The following is a 22931-nucleotide window of genomic DNA, read 5'->3' as shown; positions in this document are numbered from 1 at the left end:
CGCGAACAGGAGACCTCAGGCATGGACGCATTCATTTGCGACGCGACGCGTACACCGATTGGGCGGTATGGCGGAGCGCTGTCTTCCGTTCGCACGGATGATCTTGCGGCTTTGCCATTGGCGGCGTTGAAAGAACGCAACCCTCAGGTCGATTGGGCCAGCGTCGACGATGTGATCTATGGCGATGCCAATCAGGCCGGAGAGAGCAACAGGAACGTTGCACGCATGGCGGCCTTGTTGGCCGGGCTGCCAATCGACGTTCCGGGCACAACGGTGAACCGCCTTTGCGCCAGCGGTATGGATGCCGTTGGAATGGTAGCCCGTGGCGTCAAGGCAGGCGATTACGATCTGGCCATTGCGGGGGGCGTGGAAAGCATGTCCCGCGCACCGTTTGTGATGCCTAAGGCAACTTCGGCGTTCACTCGCAACAACGCAGTGTACGACACCACGATCGGATGGCGTTTCGTGAACCCGAAGATGAAACAGGACTACGGCGTGGATTCCATGCCGCAGACTGCCGACAACGTGGCCGAAGACTATGGTATCAGTCGTGAAGATCAGGATGCCTTTGCTGCGCGCAGCCAGGCCCGGTGGGCGGCCGCTCATGCGGCGGGTGTTTTCGGCGATGAAATCACTCCGGTTTCGGTGCCACAGCGAAAGGGCGACCCTATCATCGTGGATACGGATGAACACCCGCGTCCGGGAACCACAGCAGAAAAGCTGTCGGGTCTCAAAGGGGTGAACGGACCGGAAAAGACCGTCACAGCAGGCAATGCTTCGGGTGTAAATGATGGCGCGGCAGCCATTCTGATGGCGAATGAGGCGGCAGCGGCCAAGAACGGTCTGACCCCTATGGCCCGTGTGGTGGGGATGTCGGTTGCGGGTGTTGCACCGCGTGTGATGGGCATCGGCCCGGTGCCTGCCAGCCGCAAAGTTCTGGCCCGTGCAGGTCTGAGCATCGAACAGATGGATGTGATCGAATTGAATGAGGCATTTGCCTCTCAGGGTTTGGCAACATTGCGCGAGTTGGGCCTGCCGGACGATGCGCCCCACGTAAACCCCAATGGCGGGGCCATCGCTTTGGGCCACCCGCTGGGCATGAGCGGCGCGCGTCTGGTGCTGACTGCAGCCTATCAATTGAAGCGAACCGGGGGTCGCTATGCGCTCTGCACCATGTGTGTGGGCGTCGGGCAGGGCGCGGCCCTCATTCTTGAACGCGTGTAACGGAGGAGACGGGACATGTATGCTCAGATGGTTAAATCCGAAGCATCAAACGAAGATCCGGAGAAACTGGCAGAGTTTCAGGCGCGGATTGATGCCGATATCAAGATCGAGCCCAAGGACTGGATGCCTCAGGCTTATCGTAAGACCCTGATCCGTCAGATCGGTCAGCATGCGCACTCTGAGATCGTGGGGCAATTGCCCGAAGGCAACTGGATTACCCGCGCGCCGACACTGGAGCGCAAGGCGATCTTGTTGGCCAAGGTGCAGGATGAAGCCGGGCACGGGCTTTACCTCTACTGCGCAGCTGAGACGCTGGGTGTCAGCCGGGACGAGATCACCGAGATGCTGCTTGATGGGCGTATGAAATACTCGTCGATCTTCAACTATCCGACGTTGAACTGGGCCGATATTGGTGCTGTTGGATGGCTGGTTGACGGTGCGGCGATCATGAATCAAGTGCCGCTGCAACGCACGTCTTACGGGCCTTATTCACGCGCAATGATCCGTATCTGCAAGGAAGAGAGCTTCCATCAGCGGCAAGGTTACGACGCGATCCGCAAAATGGCCGAAGGCACGCCCGAGCAGCGCAAGATGGCTCAGGATGCGATGAACCGCTTCTGGTATCCGTCACTGATGATGTTCGGCCCATCCGACAAGGACTCGGTTCATTCTGCCCAGTCGATGGCGTGGAAAATCAAGATCAATACAAATGATGAGCTGCGTCAAAAGTTTGTCGACCAGACCGTGCCGCAGGCCGAGTATTTGGGCCTGACCATCCCCGACCCAGACCTGCAATGGAACGAAGAACGTGGGCACTATGATTTCTCAGAACCTGACTGGTCGGAATTCTTCGACGTGATCAAGGGCAATGGCCCGTGCAACGTGGATCGTCTGGCTGCACGCAACAAGGCCTGGGATGACGGGAAATGGGTGCGGGACGGTCTGTTGGCGCACGCCCGCAAGAAGCAATCCGGCAATCTGGCAGCAGAGTGAACCCAAGGAGGAAACCCGATGAACAACGAATGGCCCCTGTGGGAAATCTTTATCCGTGGCCAACACGGTATGAGCCACCGACATGTTGGATCGCTGCACGCCCCGGATGCCGAAATGGCAATCAAGAATGCGCGTGACGTCTATACGCGCCGTAACGAAGGCGTTTCGATCTGGGTTGTCGAGGCAAACAACATCTCGGCCTCATCGCCCAGTGATAAAGGCCCGCTGTACGAACCCAGCGAAAGCAAGGTGTATCGTCACCCGACTTTCTTTGACATCCCCGATGAAGTGGGGGCGATGTGATGACCCGGGATGAAGCATTCCTGCAATTCCTGCTGCGGATGGGAGACAACACTCTGATCCTCGGTCATCGCGTCAGCGAGTGGTGCGGCCACGCGCCGGTTCTGGAGGAAGACATAGCGCTAGCCAACACAGCGCTGGACCTGATCGGTCAGACCCAGATGTGGCTTGGTCTTGCGGGTGAGATAGAAGGTGGCAAATCCGCCGATGATCTGGCCTTTCTGCGCGACGCCTGGGATTTCCGCAATATACTGCTGGTCGAGGTTCCGAATGGAGATTTCGGCCGCACATTGATGCGCCAGTTCCTGTTCGACGCCTGGCATTCGATCATGCTGGGGCGCTTGATGGCATCCTCGGACGAACGTGTCGCTGCAATTGCTGCCAAAGCCAGCAAAGAGGTTGCCTATCACCTCGAACGCTCGGGCGACACCGTAGTGGGGCTGGGCGACGGGACAGAGGAAAGCCATGCCCGTATGCAGGAAGCTCTCGATTATTTGTGGCCCTATGTCGGTGAGATGTTCGCAAGCGATGAAGTCGACGCCCAGATGGTCGCCGCAGGTATCGCACCCAATCCGACTGACTTGCGAGAAGAATATGACGCTTTGATCGGAAGGATCCTGACCCAGGCAACACTGAGCATTTCAGAAAGCCAGTTTGCCCATAAGGGCGGGCGTGACGGGCGCATGCATACCGAGCATCTGGGTCATCTGCTGACGCAGATGCAATGGCTGCAACGCGCCTATCCCGGAGCCAAGTGGTGAGAGCGGATGCAATCCTCGACTGATCAGATCTGGAGTTGGTTGGATGCTGTTCCCGATCCCGAGATACCGGTGATCTCGGTCGTGGATCTGGGAATCGTTCGCGGTGTGCATTGGGACGCCGGAACGTTGGTTGTGACCGTCACACCAACGTACTCAGGCTGTCCGGCGACTTCCGTCATCAGCATGGATATCGAAACCGCGCTGCGAGACCATGGGATCAGCGAAGTGAGGATCGAAACCAGCATTTCGCCCGCCTGGACCACCGATTGGCTAAGTGAAAAAGGCCGCGCCAAGCTGGAAGACTATGGCATTGCGCCACCGCAACCGGCGGGCGGGCCAGAACGGTGCCCGCATTGCGACAGCAAGGCTGTTGAAAAAGTCAGCCAGTTCGGCTCGACCCCATGCAAGGCCCACTGGCGCTGCACTGACTGCCTGGAACCTTTTGACTATTTCAAGTGCATCTGAGGAGGAGCACCGGATGGCACGTTTTCATGACCTGAAAGTCACCGACATCCACAAAACCATCCGCGATGCGGTTGTTGTGACGCTTGAGCCTGTGAATGGCGCAGCGGAACAGTTCGATTTCACTGCGGGTCAATACCTGACCTTCCGGCGCGATTTTGAAGGCGAAGAACTGCGCCGCTCGTATTCGATCTGCGCGGGAAAGGATGACGGCGTTCTTCAAGTTGGCATCAAACGCGTCGAAGGGGGCGCTTTCTCAAGCTGGGCCAATGTAGAGTTGAGCGTTGGTGACGTTGTTCAAGCGATGCCGCCAATGGGCAGCTTTCATGTGCCAATCGAAGCGGACGCGGAAAAACAATACCTCGGCTTTGCTGGCGGATCGGGGATTACACCCGTCCTTTCGATCCTGAAAACAACGCTGGCGCGTGAACCCAAGTCCCGCTTCACGCTGATCTACGCCAACAAAGGCATCAACACGATCATGTTCCGAGAGGAGCTGGAGGACCTGAAAAACCTCTATATGGGTCGCCTGAACGTGATCCATATTCTTGAGACCGACGCGCAGGAGATCGACTTGTTCACGGGGCTTGTGACGCAGGAAAAATGCGGCGAGCTGTTCGAACACTGGATCAACATCAAAAACGTGGATACGGCCTTTATTTGTGGACCAGAGCCAATGATGCTGGGGATCGCGGCTGCTCTGCGAGATCACGGGCTTGAGGACAGCCAGATCAAGTTCGAGCTATTTGCCAGCGCCCAACCTGGGCGGGCCAAGCGCAAGACAAATGCAGCAGAGGCGGGCACGCAGGCGAACCAGACTAGCGCTTCAATCACTCTGGACGGCTCGACCCAGACAGTAACCCTGCCCAAGGATCAATCCATTTTGGACGCAGCCTTGGAAAACGCTATGGACGCGCCATACGCGTGCAAGGCCGGGGTTTGTTCCACCTGTCGCTGTCGCATTCTGGAAGGCGAAGTCGAAATGCTCGCCAATCACGCGCTCGAGGATTACGAGGTCGAAAAAGGCTATGTGCTGAGCTGTCAGGCTTATCCGGTGACCGACCGTGTGGTCGTGGACTACGACCAGTAAAGGGAGAGGATCAATGACCGAAGCCATGACACTCGACAGCTATCTGGCCGCAGGCGGAGTTCTGACCAATCCGACAAACGTGCCACCACGCTACCGCGCCGAATTGATGAAGCTGATGGCCACCTTTGTGGACAGCGAATTGGCTGGCGCCGCGGGTTTTGCGGATATCATCAATCAGGGGCCGGGCATCAAGGAACGGATCGCGGCAGCAAAAATAGTGCTTGAGAAAACCGATCATGCAGATCGCGTTCTTAAAATAATGGGCGAGTTTGGCGCAGATACCGAACGATACGCCACGCACCATCCATGGACCGCGCGACTGGATCGCGATGACGATATCGGCGCAACGCGCAGCGCACATGACATGCGCCTTGCTGTGTTCAATTATCCGATCTCGGGCTGGACCGACGCTGTGATCATGAACCTGTTGATGAGCCGCGCGGTGGCCGAACAACTGGCTGAGTTTTCGACGGTTTCTTACCAACCGCTGGCTGAAGCCTTCCGACAGATCGCCCCTGTCGAAGCACATCATGGCGCACTTGCCCTAGAAGGCGCAGTGAAGCTGGCAGAAGGCGGAGAAACAGAGCAGATGCAACATGCCGTGGACTATTGGTGGCCCCGCGTCGCGCTGTCCTTTGGTGGAGATGATCCGAAACGGTTCGCTTTCCTGACTTCAATCGGTTTGCGTCACAACCGAAACAGCGCTTTGAAAGAACGTTGGAGCCAATCGGCACAGGCCGCTCTTGGGCAGTTGGGTCTGACCACACCCGAATAACTTCCTAATTTCCCCGTTTCGCCTTTCTGCAATGAAAGGCTCTTCCAAGCGCCGCGCTGCACCAAAGACCTTTTTGCTGCGATTAAAGCGGTCAAATTGCGACATTGGCTGGTCGATTCAAACAACCTCCTCCGCTCATTCGCGCCCAAGATGGTGCTAACGCGCTTGGGAGGACACAATGCGGTGCAACCAAACCCTGATCACTCAGATGTGCCTCTGTCTTCCTGCGGTGTGTTTTCTCATATCAGCCTGAAACAAAAGTGCCGCGCATGACATCAAGACCTCTCGACCATATCCGCGTTCTCGACTTTGGCCAGTATCTGGCTGGTCCTTTGGTTGGCATGATGCTGGCCGACATGGGGGCCGAGGTGATCCGTATCGATCCGCCCGGCGGACCGCGCTTAAAGGATCCGGCCACCGACATGCTGTCGCGGGGCAAGTCGGCCATTACCATCGACCTCAAGTCGGATGAGGGTTTGAAATTAGCGCGCGATCTGGTGGCAAGAGCCGACGTCGTGATCGAAAACTTCCGCCCCGGCGTGATGAGCCGCTTGGGACTTGGCCCTCAGGCGCTGCGTGATATCAATCCGCGCATCGTATCTGTCTCATTGCCGGGGTTCGCGTCGAACGACCCGGCTCTTGCGAATTTACCAGCGTGGGAGGCGGTGATCGCTGCGCGCACAGGGCAGTTTACGGATATGGGGTTGAACCGGCGTTTGATGGGGATCAACCCGTCCTTTACGCCGCTCACCCTGGCATCGGCTTACGGAGCAGCCTTTGGGGCAATGGCGGTGCAATTTGCCTTGACAGCGCGCGACCGGAATGGGGGGGATCACATCGAAGTCCCTTTGGCCTCGGCCTTGCTGGAAGGGTTGGTTTATAATTGCGAGCAGATTGAGGATTATCCCGAACGCTACAAATCCCCTCGAGAGGTGGAGCTGGACCGACGCACGGCCGAAGGTCTGCCAATGGACCTGAGCTTTGCAGAACTGGAAGAGTTTCTGGATCCATTCTACCGAACCTATACCTGCGCTGATGGCCGAGGATTTTATGTGGTCGCAGGCAGTGTGAAAACGCATCCCCGGCGCGTGCTGGAGGTTCTGGGTCTAGGGGCGTTGGCAGACGAATTGCCGGATTTTGATGCTTACTTGGACACAACAGACTGGCCTGATGAATGGTCTTTGCGAAATTACCCGGTCGGCGCCAGAGACCGGGCACGGGTATCTGCTGCAATGAAACAGGCGTTTCGAACCAAGCCTTCTCATGAATGGGAAGCCTTGTTCGGTGCCGCCAAAGCTCCTGCTACGGCGCAGCGGTTCACCGGGGAATGGCTGGCAGATCCGCACGCTTTGGCTTCGGGACTGGTGGTTGAGGTGCAAGACCCGCGTCACGGCGACATGAAACAGATGGGCAATGTGGCTTGGCTTGCCGATGACGCCGGGGCGCTTGGCAAACAGCCGGGACCGGACCCGGACAATGCGCCCATTTCCGCTATCCTGGCCGAGTCACCGCGCAACGGGGTGGCGGGTGTGGAAGAAAGCTGCTGGCTCGAGGGGCTTAGAGTCCTGGACCTGACCAATGTCATCGCTGGTCCAACCATAGGCTCTACGCTGACGCGCTACGGGGCTCAGGTTACCTCGGTTCAGCCGGCAGAACCTTCGGTCGATCCGTGGAACACGGTTGTATTTGGTTTACACGCCCATCGTGGCAAACGCAGCGTGTTGCTGAACCTCGGTTCAGAGCAGGGACAGCGCGCTTTGCGGCGGCTCATCGAAGCGTCAGACGTCATTACGATGAACGGCACGGACGAACAGCGCGACGCCTTGGGCCTTGGCCCAGAGCAGCTGGCCGCGATCAACCCACGGCTCATTTTGGTTCAACTGGATGCTTTCGGGGGTCCTGCACGCGGCCCCAAATCGGACCATTTGGGCTATGATGATCTGGCACAAGCCGCGACCGGGGTGATGGTGCGCTTTGGCGGAGGGATGGAGACACCGGAAGAACACGCGCATTTCGGCACGATCGACGTTCTGACCGGATATTGCGCCTGTGTTGCGCTGGGCGCGGCACTTCTGAGGCTGCAGAAAACCGGCAAAGGCGGAATCGCGCGAGCGGCGCTGGCTGGGGCAGGGAACCTCATTCAAGCACAGCTGATGTATGATTTTGAAACCCGCGCCCATTTTGACGAACCCGCAGGGCGTTCGGCGTTGGGATGGGGCCCGTATTACCACTGTTACCGTGCCGCTGACGGTTGGCTTTTCTTCGCGGCACCAAAAGATCAACGAGACGCCTTGCGCCACGTTGACGAACTGGCAGATATTGCTGACATGCCGGAACCGCAGATGGCCAAAGCCCTGGCAGATCGGATTGCCACGCAACCCGCCGCATTTTGGCAACAAGCTTTCACGGGCACGTCTTCAACTGTTGTGCCGCTGGGTTCGCTGCACGACACACGTGATGCTGTTTTGCATCTCGAAAGCTCTGGTCAGGTTGATCTGACGCAGAATACGTTCAGCGTCATCCGGCATGATTTGCACCCTATGGGTCGTTGGTGTGATCTTGTTGCTCCGAACGCAGTTCGGCCTGAACGAGCTAGGATCGTAATCCCCGGACCGATGCCAAAGTACGGCGCGGACACACGATCAATCCTGAGCGAAGTCGGGTTTTCTGACGCGGAAATTGACGCAATGATCGCCAGCGGTTCGGCAGGTGAAAGCTGGTCAGACCGCTACCTGCCGGAGTGACACCAACCCATGACGCGTTCTGAGGACCAAGGCCCTGCCATCACCCCAAGAACCCGCGCCAAGGCGCGACATATTCTCGACCACTACTACATCGGGCCGTCCCGTGACGCGTCGGTTCTTGAGATATGGGGGTACACAGAGCGTATGACTTATGCGCCGGGCGAACTGTTGGCTCTGCGCGTTTCTACCACCGCTCGGGAGTGGGATCTGGAGATCGGGCGCGATGGTGCAACTTACGAGGTGATGCATCGCGAGAGCGGCTTGAAAGGTGTGCATCAGAGGACGCCCAAAGATTGCTCGGTCACCGGATGCGGGTGGGAGGTGACTTACGAGTTCAGGATACCGGACGACTGGCGTGAAGGCGGCTACCTGGTGACATTGCGTGCGGAACAAGATGGGGATCGGGTGGAAGAGCATCACTTGTTCCTGCTGCGGCGCGCGCCTGAAAAACCAGCAGCACCTTTTGTACTGATCTGCGCCACTGGGACATGGCTGGCCTACAATTGCTGGGGAGGGTCCAATCACTACGAAGGCATCACCGGACCCGAGGGCAAGTCGTTCTCTCCGGTGGTGTCGACACAACGGCCGTGGTCACGGGGATTTTGTAAGCTTCCTGTAGGTGCCCCGCGTGCTGTGCCGGATACACCGCATAAACCAGGAGATATGGTGCGCTACCCCTATATGGAATGGGCCTATTCCTATGGATATTCCAAGAAATACGCCTCGGCGGGATGGGCCAGCTACGAGCGTCATTTTGCGCGCTGGGCCGAAGCGGAAGGGTACGAGTTCGATTTCGCGACCCAGCATGATCTTGAGGCTGACCCGGACCTGTTGAAGGACTATCAATGCGCTGTTTTTGTGGGCCACGACGAATATTGGTCAGCCAATATGCGCCACGCTGTCGACAGCTTTACGGAAGGTGGCGGGCGTGTCGCCCGATTTGCTGGAAACTTCCTGTGGCAAACCCGGATCGAAGATCAGGGCCGAACCCAGGTTTGCTATAAATACACCGCAGATCTTGACCCTTTGGTGGCGAGCGACCGCGAACATCTCGTGACATCGGCGTGGGAGGTCTTTCCCGCTAACTGGCCTGGTGCCCGGACCTTTGGGGTTAACGGCTTGAAGGGCGTCTATGCAGGTCTGGGCCGATGTGTCGGGCAGGGAAGTGGCGGATTTACGGTCTATCGACCCGACCACTGGGCGTTTGAAGGCGCACAACTGGGATACGGCGACCAATTGGGCGCAGGTGCGCGTATCTTCGGGTATGAAGTCGATGGGCTGGATTACAGAATGGATGACGGGCTGCCCTTTCCCACCGGCTTGGATGGCGCGGATTTGGGCGTACAGATCCTTGCACTTGGTCTGGCGACCAATATCGAGCCTGACCACGAAATCTGGGGCGAGACCTTGTATATCGGAAGCTCAGATGCGGTGTTTAAAGCCGAAAGCATGTTTGGGGTTTGCACGGACGAGACACTGGATCGCAGCAGCCGGGGCAACGGGGCGGTCATCTATTGGAAACGTGGGCTTGGAGAGGTCTTTACCGCAGGCACGTGTGAATGGGTGATGGGCCTTGTGCGCCAAGATCGTCAGGTCGAGCAGATCACGCGCAATGTACTGAACAGGTTTGGAAACTGTCAGCCGCTCTAACGTTTTTCTGCATAAACCTTTGACCTAAGCCGGTTGAATTCTGCCAAAAGTCCAATTTTGTTGAGCCAGCAAGCCGCACAGTTCAGGACAACCGCAATCTCGCGGTGACTGATATCCTTGAAAGGAATGCAAATGAACAAAATTGGCAAACTGGCAGTGCTGGCGGCTTTTGCGACACCGGGCTTGGCGTTGGCGCAAATCAACGTGAATGATGTGCTGGGATCCTCTGAGGGTGCAATTCGCGCGGCTTTGGAAGCCAAGGGCTATTCCATCACAAAGTTCGAAGTCGAAGAGGACGAGATTGAAGTTTATGCGTCACTCGACGGCAAGACCTATGAGATCGAAGTTTCGCCCGAAACCGGCGCCGTTCTGGAAATTGAGCTGGAAGACGACGAGGACGACAGCTGATATAAATGGGGTGTGTCCAGCTCCGGACGCACCCCGGACTGACCGAAAGCAAAATCATGACACGTGCCACAGTTTTATGGTCCTTATTTGCGGTGCAGGCTAGCTGTAGCGCTTACTTCCTGTTGGACATTGTTTTGGACTTTTGGCCCAACTCCACTTTTTTTCTGGCAGAAAGTGATCTTGTCGAATTGCTGGTCACCGTCGCGTTGATTAGTGGGTTGGCGTTCACCACGGTCGAGCTGCGCAAAATGCTGAGCCGTCAGGCCAAGCTTGAGGATCAGATGAAAGTCGCCTCTGGCGCGTTTGGCGAGGTGCTTGAAGCGCGGTTCCAGGCATGGTCGTTGACTCAGGCCGAACGGGACGTCGCCATTCTGGCGATAAAAGGATACGCGATCGCTGAAATCGCTGAAATTCGGGCGACAAAACAGGGCACGATCAAAGCGCAATGTGCGTCAATTTACCGAAAGGCCGGAGTATCGGGCCGATTGCAACTTTTAAGTCTTTTTGTTGATGACTTGCTTGCGGATGATCTGGTCTCTGTCCCCTCTCATCAAACACACAAAGTGGATATGACCTGAAGTCTATCGGCGAGGTGGACAAGATTGTGTCGCTTGAGGACAGTAATGTCGCAAACTCGCTAGTGGGATTTTGGTCAAGGGGCCAAAAAACGGTATGACTCGTTTGTGTATCCCCAATCGTCTGGACCGCCGTGCAACCGGTTGTGATCTGGTGACACCGCGCCGGTAGCCGCCCTGCGGGGCGAACTACCTGCATGCTTTCAGACGACAACGGAATACCAAATGACTACCGCGTTACGCCTTGCCATCGATATTGGTGGCACCTTTACCGACACAGTTCTGGTCTCGGGGGATGAGACGATACTGGCGTCGACGAAAACCCTGACCACGCATAAAAACCCAGCCGAAGGCGCTATGGAAGGCGCTCAGCGTGTCATGACGCAGACCGGTCGGTCGCTAAAGGAAGTTACCGGGTTTATTCATGGTACGACGCTTGCGACCAACGCGCTGATTGAACGGCGTGGGGCGGTTGTGGCAACGATCTGCACCGAAGGGTTCCGAGACATTCTCGATATCGGGTACGAGCGGCGCTATTCCCAATACGACATTAATCTTGAAAAGCCGGACCTTCTGGTGCCGCGTGAACGATCCTTCGTCATCCGCGAACGTATGTCGGCCGAAGGCGAGGTTCTGATCGATTTGGATGAGGCGCAGATTGAGCACCTGCTGATCGAGCTCGATGCCAGCGGTGCCGAGGCGGTGGCGATCTGCCTTATGCACTCTTACGCCAACCCCACCCACGAACAACGCTTGCGCGATCTTCTGGCTGAACACCGTCCCGACTTAACGGTTTCGATCTCGTCCGACGTCAGTCCCGAAGCGCGTGAGTTTGACCGGCTCTGCACCACCGTCGCAAACGCCTACATTCAACCGTTGATGGAATCTTATCTGTCCCGGTTCGTCGAGCAGTTCGCGGCCGAGGGTGTAACTTGTCCGATCTTGATGATGACTGCGGGTGGTGGGATGTGCACCGTGGAAACTGCTGCACGGTTTCCAATCCGTCTGGTTGAATCCGGCCCTGCGGGTGGGGCCATTCTGGCTGCACGGATTGCGGCGCGGTCTGGGCTGGATCAGGTCCTGTCATTTGATGTCGGTGGCACCACAGCCAAGCTTTGCCTGATCGACAACGCGCGTCCTCAGACTTCCAGATCCTTTGAAATTGCCCGTGCGGCACGGTTCATCAAAGGCTCGGGCATGCCGGTGCGTATCCCGGTGATTGAGATGATTGAAATCGGCGCTGGTGGTGGCTCGATAGCAGGTGTTGACCGTCTGGGCCGTCTGACCGTTGGCCCCAAATCCGCGGGGTCAGAACCCGGGCCGGTGGCCTTCATGCGCGGCGGCACGGATCCAACCGTGACCGACAGCGACATCACGCTTGGCTATATCGTGCCAGACACGTTTGCCGAGGGGCATATTCAACTGGACCCCGAAGGCTCAAAGGCCGCGTTGAAGCGCGTGATTGGCGAGAAACTGGACTTGGATGCGGTCGGATCGGCGGACGGCGTCAGCCGGATCGTGGATGAAAGCATGGCCAGCGCCGGGCGTATGCATGCCGTTGAAAGCGGTAAGGATCTGGGGCCGCGCACGATGATAGCCTTTGGCGGCAACGGGCCGTTGCATGCAAGCCGCGTTGCACGCTCAGCCGGGGTGTCGCGTATCGTGATCCCACCCAATCCGGGTGTCGGTTCGGCGGTTGGCTTCCTGTTTGCGCCGGTGTCGTTCGAAATCGTCCGCTCACGCTATTCCTTGCTCGACAGTATGGATATGGATGGGGTGAACGCCCTTTTCGATACAATGATTGCCGAAGCAAAAGAGGTTGTTGCCAAAGGGGCAGGCGATGCACCGACCGAAAGCCAGCGCACTGCCTTTATGCGATATAACGGGCAGGGCCACGAGATCGAGATCCAGCTACCGGATCGTGCCCTGACGCGCGACGATATTACGCCGCTGACCGCCGCCTTTGAAGAGGAATACAAAAAGCAATTCTCGCGCCCCGTGCCGGGGATGGAGATTGAGATTCTCAATTGGGCGGTTCGGGTCGCAACGCCGGACAGTTCTGTGCCGCCGGTGCCTCAAACACCGGACCTCTCGGCGTTTGACGTCACTGAAACGCGACCCATCACCTGCGATGTGGATGGTGCTGCGAAAAACGCGGCCTTTGTGGCCCGTGCCGACCTGAAACCCGGTGACCATGTACGCGGCCCGGCGCTGATCCATGAACCGCAAACCACCACGCTCGTATCTGCCGATTTCTCGGCGCACATGGATGCCATTGGCAACCTTGTCCTGGTCCAGGACCAGAAAGGAGGCGCAAAATGACTGCTGAACTTTCCCCCGCCCGTTTGCAAGTGATGTGGAACCGCCTGCTGGCCGTAGTAGAAGAGCAGGGCCAAACCCTGATCCGTGCCGCGTTCTCGCCCATTGTACGCGAATGTGGCGATATTTCCGCCGGTATCTTTGACGTCAATGGTCGGATGCTGGCCCAGGCCGTGACCGGCACGCCCGGCCATATCAACACAATGGCCGAAGCTGTTCTGCACTTGCGAGAGCGATTTGCGCTGCAGGACATGAAACCCGGCGACATCTACATGACCAATGATCCGTGGCTGGCCTCGGGGCACCTGAACGACTTTCTGCTGATGATGCCCGCGTTCAAGGATGGCAAAGTTGTTGGGTTTACATCGTGCACCTCGCATCTGGTCGATCTGGGTGGTCTGGGGATGGGGCCAGAGGGGTCAGACATCTACGACGAAGGCCTTTTGATCCCGCCTTGTAAACTGGTCGAAGAAGGTACGCCCAACGCGCTTTTGATGGACATTATCCGCGCCAACTCGCGCGAGCCGATTGCCAACGAAGGCGACATCTACGCTCTGATCGCTTGTTGCGAAGCCGGTGTGAACCGTCTGGTGGCGATGATGGAAGAGTTCGGGATCGACGATCTGGACACGTTGGGCAGCTATATCATCGAAACCTCGCGCAAGGGCGCGCTAGAGGCCATCGCCGAGGTGCCAGAAGGCGTTTACAAGAACGTGCTGCGCATGGACGGATATGAGAATGAGCTGGAGTTGCACGCCACGCTGACTGTCACCAAGGACGGGATGCATGTGGATTTTACCGGCACATCGGGTTGTTCGAAAAAAGGTATCAACGTCCCGTTGAACTATGCAACGGCCTATACGGTGTTTGCCTTGCGCTGCATCGTTGGCCCGGACATTCCGAACAATGCAGGCTCGCTGGAGCCGTTCACGGTGGATGGCCCCAAGGGCTGCATCCTGAATGCGCAACGCCCGGTGCCGGTTGCGATGCGCCATACGTTGGGACAGGTGACACCTGATTTGGTCCTGGGGTGCTTGCATCAAGCCTTGCCGGATCAGGTCCCGGCTGAAGGAGCTTCTTGTATGTTCGACCTGCCGATGCGCCACGCGCCCGAAGTTGCAGCCAATGGCGGGCGGGAATTTGCGATCGAACCGGTCCACAATGGTGGCACCGGCGCGCGACCCCACGCAGACGGATTGTCTGCAACCGCCTACCCCTCGGGCGTGTTTGGATCGCAGGTCGAGATCACTGAAAGCGTCGCACCAGTCGTGATGTGGCGGCGCGAACTGCTGCCGGATTCAGGCGGCGCAGGTAAATATCGCGGAGGGTTGGGACAAAGGATCGAAATGACCTCGTCCAACAACGCGCCTTTCATCGTTTTCCTTTCGGTCGAGCGTCTGAAGTTCCCAGCCTTGGGCCGAATGGGCGGCCAGCCCGGTGCCCCGGGGCGCATCCGGTTCCGCGATGGCAACGGTGACATTCCCGGCAAAGGAGAACTGCGAGTGGAAGGCGATGATTACCTGATCTTCGACACGCCGGGCGGTGGAGGCTTTGGCGATCCTTCAGAACGGGATCCAAAGGCTCTGGCGCTGGACCTCAAACGTGGTCTCGTGACCGAAGCAGGCGCGAAAGCATATGGAGGGACGTCATGATCCGCGCAGTCGAGCATGTCCGCCTGATGGCAGCTTACGCGCTGGCGGATTTGGGTGGGCCCGAAACCGTGTCTCTGGCCCAAAACGAAAGCGCCTTTCCAGCCAGTCCAGCGGCGGTTGCGGCAGGGCAGGCGGCGTTGGATCAAATGCCACTTTACCCCGATCCCGATTGGCCAGAGCTTCGCGCTGCAATTGCCGAAACCCATGGTGTCGCGGCCGGGAATATCCTGTGCGGTGCGGGCTCTATGGAGTTGATCGGATGCCTGATCCGGGCATTCGCCGGGCCGGGCGACCGGGTGCTGGGAACGGATTATGGCTATGCTTACGTGGCTTCTGCAACGGCGCAAGTGCAGGCCGACTACGTGAAAGCGCGTGAGGTGGATTTGACCGTTTCGGTTGATGACATATTGGCCGCTATCACACCTCAAACGCGGATTGCTTTTGTCTGTAACCCGGGCAACCCCACCGGGACATTGATCCCGAATGCCGAAATTGTCCGCCTGCGTAACGCGTTACCGGCGGACGTGTTGTTGGTGTTCGACCAGGCCTATGCCGAGTTCGCCGATCAGGATCAAAACCCGGACGAAGTCTTCGCGCTGGTAGATCGCGGCGACACTGTGGTCATGCGAACCTTTTCCAAGGCCTACGGATTGGCGGGCGCGCGCGTGGGTTGGGGTCTGTTCCCCGACGCTATTGCCGGTGAGGTGCGGAAGCTGTTGAACCCGAACAATGTCTCGATCCCTTCGCAGGCCATGGCGACCGCAGCGATGCGGGATCAGGACCATATGCTGGATACGGTTTCCAAAACCGCTGCTATTCGGGATCAGTTCGCCAATGGGTGCCGCGCTCTGGGGCTGACGGTCGCGCCCAGCCATACGAATTTCGTGTTGATCCGTTTTGCGGATGTGGAGATGGCGCAAAAGGCAGATGCTGCCCTGCGTGCCCAAGGTTTACTGATGCGCGGCATGGGGGGCTATGGTCTGGGCGATTGTCTGCGCGCCACCATCTGTGAAGAACCCGTAATGGATCGGTGCCTGACCGTTTTGAAAGAGGTGACGTCATGACCCACGAAACCCGAACACGGGCCAAGATCGGTGTGCTGGTGCCGTTCACCAACACCAACCTTGAGGCAGACATGATGCTGATGCGTTGCCCGGACACGACGGTGCATTTTCAGCGCATGGGTGGATATGATGTGGATGAGATCCCAGGTTCGGACCAGATGGCTGGACTCGGCGCCTCGGACATCAGCCATGATCTGAAGATGATAGCAGGCGTGCGGCCTGATGCGGTGCTCTATGGCTGCACGTCCGCCACCCTGACACACGGCCCGTCATTTGATGAGCAATTGGCACAGGACATCAAGGCAGGGTCCGGTGCACTATCTTTTACCGCCGCCGGATCATTGATCTATGCGATCAAGGCTTTGGGCGTGACCAAAGTGGGGTTCTCGTCACCCTATCTGGGCGAGATCAACACGCAGGCGGTTGATTTTCTGGCACAGAACCAGATCACAACAGTCAAATGCGCAGATATTGGTCGTGAACTTGGGAATTACGGGCAGGGTGAACTAACCCCGGATGAGGTGTTCGATCTGGCCTGTCAGGCCGACCATCCAGAAGCCGAAGCCATCGTGCTCAGCTGTACCGACATGCGCGCGGTCGAGGCCGTAGACCGGATCGAAGCCACGCTGGGCAAACCCGTGGTGACGTCCAATCAGGCCATGATGTTTGCGCTGATGCGGGCTTTGGGCTTGCCCCGACAAGGAAACGTGCCGGGGCGCTTGTTCGATCTGTTGTAAACAAAGGCCGGGCTGATAACCCGGCCTTTTCTTTAGGGCTCGTCGGAACCGATTTCTTCTTTGCGCTTGGCAATATAAGCGTCCAACTCCTCGCGGATCGCTGGGTCCATTACCGGTTCTTCGTATTCGCGCAGCGCCTGCTGCCAGATTTCGGTAGCCCGGTTCAGCGCTGTCTTGGACCCCGCGGCTTCCCATGCGCCATGGTTTTGCCAGTCGGACAGCATGGGGGCATAAAACGCAGTTTCATAGCGCTCCATCGTGTGTTCAGTGCCAAAGAAATGGCCACCAGTGGGCACGTCTTTGATCGCGTCCAGCGCCAGTTCGCTTTCGTCGAATTTCAGAGGCTTCAGATACTCCATCATGTTTTGCAGGATTTCCACATCCATGACGAGCTTCTCATAAGACGCCGTCAGCCCACCTTCGAGCCAACCGGCTGCGTGATAGACCAGATTGGCCCCACCCAGCACAGCGCCCCAAGTTGCCATCATCGTCTCATAGGCTGCCTGCAAATCGACCACGTTCGAGGCGTTGGCGTTCGAAGTTCGGTAGGGAATGCCATAACGGCGGGTCAGCTGACCGCTGATCATATTGGCCTTGGTGTTTTCTGGCGTTCCAAAGGCGGGCGCCCCCGAGCGCATGTCCACGTTCGACGTGAACGCCCCGTACATCACCGGCGTGCCGGGATTGACCAATTGGGTCAGGGTCACGCCGAACAGCGCCTCGGCATTTTGCTGGGCCAAAGCGGCGGGAAGGGTGACAGGGGTCATAGCGCCCATCAGGGTGAAGGGCGTGATCGTGACCGGCTGGCCATGTTCGGCCATGGCAATCAATCCGTCGCCCATCGCGTCATCAAACAGGCGGGGCGAGTTCACGGAAATGATGGTAATCAGCCCCGGATCTGCTCGCATTTGATCCAACGAGATACCCCGCGCGATGGCCATCATATTGATGCCATCCATCGCCCGCCCTCGGCCAATCGCTGTGGCGTGAAAACTGAGGTCGCTATAACTGAGGTTTGCGTTGTAGGTATCCAGATGTCGGTTGTTGGCTGGCATTTCCTGCGGCGCGGTCACCTGATTGCCGATCAGGTGGATGGCGTTGAAATGATGCGCCAGCTTGATGAAGTTGCAATAGTCTTCATAATTGCCCGAACGTCGCCCGTTGATGCAATCATGCACATTCGGCGGACCGGCCACGAGACCGAAATTGACGTGGTCGCCACCCAACGTAATCCGTTTGTCCGAGTTGCGGCCTGTCAGCGTAAAGGTCTTCGGAACGGTTTTCAGAGCCTCATTGACGATGCTTTCGTCGATACGGATCGTCTTGGTGTCGCGGTCCACCAGGGCTCCGGCCTGTTCAAACAGGTCCATCACGTTGTCGCCCATGACACGAATACCTGCTTCAGACAGGATACGCATCGACGTGGCGTGAAGCTGATCCAGTTGCTCTTCGCTCAGCAATTCCATCTTGGGTGACGTGTTGATCACATCCTGCCAGGGCAACTGCCGGATGGCCGCGCTACCGCGATCGCTTTTGCCACGTCGCCCGCCACCCCGGGTGCTGCGTCTTTCTCTTGCCATGTCAGTATCCTCGTTCGGGGTTAACGATATTGGTCAGCGCTTCACCCTTGCGATAGCGCCAGAGGTTGTCAGAAAACATCTCGACCGATTTCAGGTCCCACCCCTCATAAACCGATGAGCAATGTGGGGTGATGATCACATTTTCGAAGCCCCAAAGCACATGGTCTGAAGGCAGTGGTTCGATGGTAAAGACATCAAGCGCCGCGCCTTTCAACGCGCCGGTTTCCAGCGCGTAAACCAGAGGGGCTTCATCTATCACACCGCCGCGCGAGACGTCGATGATCACGGCGCCGGGCTTCATGCCGGCAAATGCGCGGGCATTGACCAGACCTTTGGTACTGTCCAGCAGCGGGACACAGACGACGATGAAATCCGCACGCGCCCAAAGGTCGTGCAGATCGTCCATGCCATACACTTCATCTACGTTTGGGGTCTGTTTTGGACGGGCCCGTACACCGACCGTGGTCAAACCCATCGCCTTGTACCGTGCGGCGACAGCCATACCGGTTTGGCCGAGGCCGAGGATTAGTACCGTTTTGCCGTCAATTGGTTCAACCGTGCCCGACACCCATTCGCGACGGGTTTGAGCCGCGCGAAACCCAGGCAGTTCCAACGTAAAGTGGAACATTGCCCCCAGCGCATATTGCGCCATCATGTCAGCGGCCACCCCGGCGGCGTTGGTCACGGTAAGGGTTTCAGGGTCCCAAGGATTCATATGGTCGGTGCCCGAGCCGCCGACCGAAACCCATTTGACGCTGGGCGCATCAATCAGTACCTGGCGGGGAAAGCCGGGTGTGCCTGCAAAGCGGACGGAATAGACCACCTCAGCTTTGGTATCCGCGATCATCTGCGGCAAAGCCTCGTAACTGTCACAGGTGTGGATTTCCAAATCCGGGTGCCGCTGGGCCAGTAGGGCCTTGGACGCAGCGGGGTTGTCTGTGTGAAGGATGGTGACAGGGGAATTCACAGTGCAGCCTCTTTCTTGAACTCCTGAGCGGCGGTTTCAATGGCTTGGGCGAAAAAGGCAGTGGCGGAGATGTCGAAAAGAACGCAGAATCCGTCCAACCCCTTATGATGCGCGCGCCACACAACCGCTTCTGTGTAACCGACGCGGGTTTGGAAGATATGGCCTTCGGTGAATGCGTTTGCACGCAGGTTCACTGGGCAAATCTTGGCCATCAGATCATCAAGCCGCGGGCCGGACAAATGCATCCAGGCCCATGTTTCTTCGCGCCATGCATTATAACCTTTGGGCGCGTCTGCTGCCTGCCATGCGGCGCGCAGGTCGTCGGCCCCTTCGATGACAACAAGATCATTGCCGCCAAGGCGTAGAACACCATCGCTCAATCGATTGATCTCGGGCAGTTTACGCCCTTGTGCGGCAAGCCAGTCGGCGCTACCGCGGCCCTTCAGGCCAAAGCGTGGCAGAGCGGTCATTTCAGACAGCGTGACCGGTCCTGACGCAAGGGTCACACCCTCGGCGGCCCCGCCCGGTTGCAACGGATAGATCTGCATCCTTATACCTCCTGCCGCGTGTTGTCCGGGTCAAAGAAGGCATGACCTTCGACCGGCACCTGAACCCGATTGCCATTGCGACACTTCACCGTGACAGGAGAGCCGATTTCAGCGTCGCGCCCGTCCACATAGGCCAACGCGATATGTTTACGCAGGGTAGGGGACCACAGAACCGAGGTTACATGCCCCACCGGCACTTCGTCACGCAGAACCAGACAGCTTTCGTGCGGAACATCGCCCCCTTCAAAGCTAAGGCCCACCAGCTTGCGGGACAGCCCCTTGTTCCGGCGCATCTCGATGGAGCGTTTGCCGACGAAGAACGGTTTGGTCTTGGACACGGCCCAGTCAAAGCCCAGCTCGTCCGGCGAGGTCAGCGCGTCTGTATCCTGCCCAATCAGAATATGCCCTTTTTCTAGGCGTAAGATCCGGCTTGCCTCAAGGCCGTAAGGGCGTAGACCAACGGGTTCGCCCGCCGCCAAAATCGCATCCCATAGGGTTTTGGCGTAGCTTGAAGGGCAGTGAAGCTCATAGCTCAGCTCGCCGGTAAAGCCGATCCGCATGGCACGTACTGGTATGCTCGACACCGAACCCGAGCGCCCGTCAAGATAGGCAAACCCGTCGCGCGAGAAGTCGATGTCGCTGTCCAGTGCTTCGACCACCTGACGCGCCTTTGGCCCGGTGATGTTGAACCCGGAGAAAGCAGAAGTGACATTCAGCACATCCACATCCAGCCGCCATTGCGCGTTCCAGAACAGCATATCCGCATAGACGCGGGCCACAGCACCGGTGGTGGCTGTGACATAATACATGTCTTCAGCCAGACGATAGGCGACGCCATCATCTATCACGGTGCCCATTTCATTGGTCATCAGACAATACCGGCATCTTCCGACGGGCTGTTTTTTATACGCCATCGTATAGATACGGTTGAGGAATTCGCCCGCATCCGGGCCGCGCACTTCCAACCCGCCAAGGGTCGAGACATCCAGCACGCCGACACCTTCGCGTACCGCTTTGACTTCTTCTTCGATCAGCCGGTTGGCATCGGCTTTAGGCCCGTAGAAATAGGGCCGCCACCACGCGCCGACCGGTCGCACATCAGCGTTAAGGCGAAGGTGCTCCTGATGCAACGCGCTGCGCCGCTGCGCGGGATGGTGATGCCCGGACAATACCCCCAGCGTTTCCGGCGCAAAAGGGGGCCGCGCCGTGGTCACGCCGGTCTCGGCAATACTGCGCCCGGTGGCGTCGGCCACAACCCGCGCCGTTGCCAGAGCGGAGTGGCGACCCTGCGATGGTCCCATGCCCACAGTGGTAAACCGCTTGATCAGCTCCAGCTCGCGATAGCCCTCTTTCGCCGCATTTTGCAGGTCTTTGACTTGAATATCCTCGTCGCGGTCGATGAAATCCTTGCCTTTGGGGTGCGGGGTGATGTTGGGCTCGAAATTGGCCAATTCAGCTTCAGGGTCGGCGATCTGGGCTATCTTTTCATGCGGCAGACCCAGCCGAGCCAGCGCCGCATGGCTCGCGATGCGGGCATCATTGATCACCACATCCGCAGCGACCGGTCCGTTGATGCTGCCTGCGGTTCCAAGTGGGCCACTGGGCAAAGTCAGAGAGAACCGGGCGGTCGCGTCATCGTAGCTGAGTTTTGCGCCAGCCTGACAAGGCAACTGCCAACTGGGCGCTGACCCGACGGAGACCACCACCAGATCGCAGTCGATCCGCTGACCGGCGACTGTGATGCCGGTGACATGGGTTTTACCGTGCGCCTCAGTGATATCGCCTGCAATGGTCTGGACGCCCTGTAGTGCTTCGCCCGAGCCGCCATCGCGCGGGTCAACAATTGCGGCCAGTTCGACCCCCGCGTCCCGCAAGTCCTGCGCGACGCGATAGCCTTCGGGATTGGCGGCCAGAACCACCGCACGCTGACCGGGTTTGACCGCATAGTGGCGTATCAGACGTTGCGCGGCCGAACCCAGCATGATCCCTGGCAAGTCGTTGTTGCGGAACACAGCGGGCTGTTCGATGCAGCCGGTTGCCAGAATGACCTCTCGCGCGCGGGTTTTGAACAGTTTGTTGCCTCGGATCAACGGCAACCAGTTATCCTCGTACCAGCCATTCACAATCGTTGAGGTCATGATCCGGAGGTTGGCCAATTTATCTGCGCGCTCTGTCAGGTGTGCCAGCCGGTCCGCGCCGTCGCGGCGGTAAGTTAACGCACCACCCAGATCCGGCTCCATCTCGGCCAGGATCACATCGGCGCCTGCCTCAGCGGCTTCAATCGCTGCAGTCAGTCCCGCCAGACCGCCACCCACGACCAGCAGGTCGCAGAACAGGTTTGCTTTTTCGAAGTCCTTATGTTCGGCGTTTGTGTCGAGCACACCCAGACCCGCCTTCTTGCGGATCAATGGCTCCCAGAGCTTTAACCAACTATTACGCGTGGGGCCCATGAAGGTGCGGTAATAGAAGCCCACGGGCATGAAACGGCCCAGCTTGTCGAGAAACGCATCCCGGTCCCGCGCAAGTGAGCCATTGACGTTTTGTGCCGTGACCGTCAGCCCTTCGGTGATCGGGTGGCGGTCCGCCTGCACGTTGGGGTCCGAGGGCAACTGCACCAGCGTGTCCGCCTCTGATCCCGCCATAGACATCAACCCGCGCGGGCGGTGGTACTTGAAACTGCGCGACAGCATCCACTGGCCGTTCACGGCCAGCGCCGAGGCGATTACGTCGCCGTCAAACCCGCTAAAGTTTTGACCTTCAAAGGTAAACCGCACCGGGGTGTCGCGCCGAATGCGCGTGCCATAGGGTTCGGGCAGGCGGGTCATTGAGCGATCTCCGATGCGTCGAAGGTACGCATCACCTCGTTGGTCGTCGCGTTGCGCTCGGCCAGAAAGAAATAGTTCGACGGCACGTGTCGCCACCACTCGGTGATCACTCCGGTCGTATTGTCAGCACGGAACAAATGCCGCGCCCAATCCTGATCCGAGGTTGTGGCAGGATCGGGGTCGGCTTTCACGGGGCCAAAGCACTGGAATTCGTTGATATTGCGGGGGCCGTTCATCGGGCAGGTCAGGATCTTCAT

Annotated in this window: 20 protein-coding genes; 15 read left to right on the top strand and 5 right to left on the bottom strand. The window is 58.2% G+C overall.

Going from position 1 to position 22931, the window contains the following annotated elements:
* Positions 1–21 precede the first annotated feature (21 nt).
* The 15 genes from pcaF to GS646_RS21090 all read left to right on the top strand — a co-directional run bounded on the left by pcaF (position 22) and on the right by GS646_RS21090 (position 16754).
* Positions 22–1224 carry a 3-oxoadipyl-CoA thiolase gene (pcaF, locus tag GS646_RS21160; protein ID WP_171648073.1) on the top strand — a complete coding sequence of 401 codons (1203 nt, stop codon included), beginning with the start codon at positions 22–24 and terminating at the stop codon, positions 1222–1224.
* Between the two features lie 15 nt (positions 1225–1239).
* Positions 1240–2217, top strand: a complete 978-nt coding sequence (paaA, locus tag GS646_RS21155) for a 1,2-phenylacetyl-CoA epoxidase subunit PaaA (protein ID WP_171648075.1) — start codon at positions 1240–1242, stop codon at positions 2215–2217.
* A gap of 18 nt (positions 2218–2235) precedes the next feature.
* A complete protein-coding gene (paaB, locus tag GS646_RS21150) occupies positions 2236–2520 on the top strand; it encodes a 1,2-phenylacetyl-CoA epoxidase subunit PaaB (protein ID WP_010437865.1) in 285 nt (94 codons plus the stop codon).
* Positions 2520–3278: a 1,2-phenylacetyl-CoA epoxidase subunit PaaC gene (gene paaC / locus GS646_RS21145; RefSeq protein WP_171648077.1), complete on the top strand. Its 759-nt coding sequence runs from the start codon at positions 2520–2522 to the stop codon at positions 3276–3278. The genes paaB and paaC overlap by 1 nt, the downstream gene beginning before the upstream one ends.
* Before the next feature lie 6 nt (positions 3279–3284).
* A complete protein-coding gene (gene paaD / locus GS646_RS21140; protein ID WP_171648079.1) occupies positions 3285–3743 on the top strand; it encodes a 1,2-phenylacetyl-CoA epoxidase subunit PaaD in 459 nt (152 codons plus the stop codon).
* A gap of 13 nt (positions 3744–3756) precedes the next feature.
* A complete protein-coding gene (locus tag GS646_RS21135) occupies positions 3757–4830 on the top strand; it encodes a 2Fe-2S iron-sulfur cluster-binding protein (protein ID WP_171648081.1) in 1074 nt (357 codons plus the stop codon).
* A gap of 13 nt (positions 4831–4843) precedes the next feature.
* Complete coding sequence (locus GS646_RS21130; protein ID WP_171095143.1) at positions 4844–5605, top strand: Phenylacetic acid catabolic protein; 762 nt, start codon at positions 4844–4846, stop codon at positions 5603–5605.
* A gap of 269 nt (positions 5606–5874) precedes the next feature.
* On the top strand, positions 5875–8349 hold the full coding sequence (locus GS646_RS21125) for a CoA transferase (protein WP_171648083.1): 2475 nt from the start codon (positions 5875–5877) through the stop codon (positions 8347–8349).
* A gap of 9 nt (positions 8350–8358) precedes the next feature.
* Positions 8359–9999 carry a N,N-dimethylformamidase beta subunit family domain-containing protein gene (locus GS646_RS21120; RefSeq protein ID WP_171648085.1) on the top strand — a complete coding sequence of 547 codons (1641 nt, stop codon included), beginning with the start codon at positions 8359–8361 and terminating at the stop codon, positions 9997–9999.
* Positions 10000–10131: 132 nt separating this feature from the next.
* On the top strand, positions 10132–10407 hold the full coding sequence (locus GS646_RS21115; protein ID WP_171648087.1) for a PepSY domain-containing protein: 276 nt from the start codon (positions 10132–10134) through the stop codon (positions 10405–10407).
* Between the two features lie 56 nt (positions 10408–10463).
* A complete protein-coding gene (locus tag GS646_RS21110) occupies positions 10464–10985 on the top strand; it encodes a LuxR C-terminal-related transcriptional regulator (protein WP_171648089.1) in 522 nt (173 codons plus the stop codon).
* Between the two features lie 222 nt (positions 10986–11207).
* Positions 11208–13304: a hydantoinase/oxoprolinase family protein gene (locus tag GS646_RS21105; protein ID WP_171648091.1), complete on the top strand. Its 2097-nt coding sequence runs from the start codon at positions 11208–11210 to the stop codon at positions 13302–13304.
* A complete protein-coding gene (locus GS646_RS21100; protein ID WP_171187708.1) occupies positions 13301–14953 on the top strand; it encodes a hydantoinase B/oxoprolinase family protein in 1653 nt (550 codons plus the stop codon). Before GS646_RS21105 ends, GS646_RS21100 begins: the two co-directional genes overlap by 4 nt.
* Complete coding sequence (locus tag GS646_RS21095) at positions 14950–16017, top strand: histidinol-phosphate transaminase (RefSeq protein ID WP_171187710.1); 1068 nt, start codon at positions 14950–14952, stop codon at positions 16015–16017. The genes GS646_RS21100 and GS646_RS21095 overlap by 4 nt, the downstream gene beginning before the upstream one ends.
* Positions 16014–16754 (top strand): Asp/Glu racemase, encoded by a 741-nt coding sequence (locus GS646_RS21090; RefSeq protein WP_171187712.1) that lies wholly within the window; start codon positions 16014–16016, stop codon positions 16752–16754. Before GS646_RS21095 ends, GS646_RS21090 begins: the two co-directional genes overlap by 4 nt.
* Positions 16755–16786: 32 nt before the next feature.
* Here the strand turns inward: GS646_RS21090 and GS646_RS21085 are convergent, their stop codons facing one another.
* The 5 genes from GS646_RS21085 to GS646_RS21065 are packed head-to-tail and all read right to left on the bottom strand — an operon-like array spanning position 16787 to position 22931.
* Entirely contained in the window at positions 16787–18334 is a 1548-nt protein-coding gene (locus GS646_RS21085; RefSeq protein WP_171187714.1) for a trimethylamine methyltransferase family protein, read from the bottom strand.
* A gap of 1 nt (position 18335) precedes the next feature.
* A complete protein-coding gene (locus GS646_RS23270; RefSeq protein ID WP_171648093.1) occupies positions 18336–19301 on the bottom strand; it encodes a D-2-hydroxyacid dehydrogenase in 966 nt (321 codons plus the stop codon).
* Positions 19298–19849, bottom strand: coding sequence for a hypothetical protein (locus tag GS646_RS21075; RefSeq protein WP_171648095.1), 552 nt, complete (start codon positions 19847–19849; stop codon positions 19298–19300). Before GS646_RS21075 ends, GS646_RS23270 begins: the two co-directional genes overlap by 4 nt.
* Before the next feature lie 2 nt (positions 19850–19851).
* Positions 19852–22674 (bottom strand): 2Fe-2S iron-sulfur cluster-binding protein, encoded by a 2823-nt coding sequence (locus tag GS646_RS23155; RefSeq protein ID WP_171187720.1) that lies wholly within the window; start codon positions 22672–22674, stop codon positions 19852–19854.
* Positions 22671–22931: a sarcosine oxidase subunit delta gene (locus tag GS646_RS21065; protein ID WP_171187722.1), complete on the bottom strand. Its 261-nt coding sequence runs from the start codon at positions 22929–22931 to the stop codon at positions 22671–22673. The genes GS646_RS23155 and GS646_RS21065 overlap by 4 nt, the downstream gene beginning before the upstream one ends.

The sequence above is a fragment of the Ruegeria sp. HKCCD4315 genome (genome assembly GCF_013112245.1).
Classification (GTDB): domain Bacteria; phylum Pseudomonadota; class Alphaproteobacteria; order Rhodobacterales; family Rhodobacteraceae; genus Ruegeria.
The sequence above is the reverse complement of the archived record's forward strand: the minus strand, read 5'-3'. Positions and strand labels throughout refer to the sequence as shown.

What these genes read in the sequence shown, in the direction of transcription:
- GS646_RS23155 (WP_171187720.1), bottom strand. Translation starts at nt 22,674, where the DNA reads ATGACCCGCCTGCCCGAACCCTATGGCACGCGCATTCGGCGCGACACC.
- GS646_RS21130 (WP_171095143.1), top strand. Translation starts at nt 4,844, where the DNA reads ATGACCGAAGCCATGACACTCGACAGCTATCTGGCCGCAGGCGGAGTT.
- paaC (WP_171648077.1), top strand. Translation starts at nt 2,520, where the DNA reads ATGACCCGGGATGAAGCATTCCTGCAATTCCTGCTGCGGATGGGAGAC.
- paaD (WP_171648079.1), top strand. Translation starts at nt 3,285, where the DNA reads ATGCAATCCTCGACTGATCAGATCTGGAGTTGGTTGGATGCTGTTCCC.
- GS646_RS21120 (WP_171648085.1), top strand. Translation starts at nt 8,359, where the DNA reads ATGACGCGTTCTGAGGACCAAGGCCCTGCCATCACCCCAAGAACCCGC.
- pcaF (WP_171648073.1), top strand. Translation starts at nt 22, where the DNA reads ATGGACGCATTCATTTGCGACGCGACGCGTACACCGATTGGGCGGTAT.
- GS646_RS21105 (WP_171648091.1), top strand. Translation starts at nt 11,208, where the DNA reads ATGACTACCGCGTTACGCCTTGCCATCGATATTGGTGGCACCTTTACC.
- paaA (WP_171648075.1), top strand. Translation starts at nt 1,240, where the DNA reads ATGTATGCTCAGATGGTTAAATCCGAAGCATCAAACGAAGATCCGGAG.
- GS646_RS21095 (WP_171187710.1), top strand. Translation starts at nt 14,950, where the DNA reads ATGATCCGCGCAGTCGAGCATGTCCGCCTGATGGCAGCTTACGCGCTG.
- GS646_RS21100 (WP_171187708.1), top strand. Translation starts at nt 13,301, where the DNA reads ATGACTGCTGAACTTTCCCCCGCCCGTTTGCAAGTGATGTGGAACCGC.
- GS646_RS21090 (WP_171187712.1), top strand. Translation starts at nt 16,014, where the DNA reads ATGACCCACGAAACCCGAACACGGGCCAAGATCGGTGTGCTGGTGCCG.
- GS646_RS21065 (WP_171187722.1), bottom strand. Translation starts at nt 22,931, where the DNA reads ATGAAGATCCTGACCTGCCCGATGAACGGCCCCCGCAATATCAACGAA.
- GS646_RS21125 (WP_171648083.1), top strand. Translation starts at nt 5,875, where the DNA reads ATGACATCAAGACCTCTCGACCATATCCGCGTTCTCGACTTTGGCCAG.
- GS646_RS21085 (WP_171187714.1), bottom strand. Translation starts at nt 18,334, where the DNA reads ATGGCAAGAGAAAGACGCAGCACCCGGGGTGGCGGGCGACGTGGCAAA.
- GS646_RS21110 (WP_171648089.1), top strand. Translation starts at nt 10,464, where the DNA reads ATGACACGTGCCACAGTTTTATGGTCCTTATTTGCGGTGCAGGCTAGC.
- GS646_RS21075 (WP_171648095.1), bottom strand. Translation starts at nt 19,849, where the DNA reads ATGCAGATCTATCCGTTGCAACCGGGCGGGGCCGCCGAGGGTGTGACC.
- GS646_RS21135 (WP_171648081.1), top strand. Translation starts at nt 3,757, where the DNA reads ATGGCACGTTTTCATGACCTGAAAGTCACCGACATCCACAAAACCATC.
- GS646_RS21115 (WP_171648087.1), top strand. Translation starts at nt 10,132, where the DNA reads ATGAACAAAATTGGCAAACTGGCAGTGCTGGCGGCTTTTGCGACACCG.
- paaB (WP_010437865.1), top strand. Translation starts at nt 2,236, where the DNA reads ATGAACAACGAATGGCCCCTGTGGGAAATCTTTATCCGTGGCCAACAC.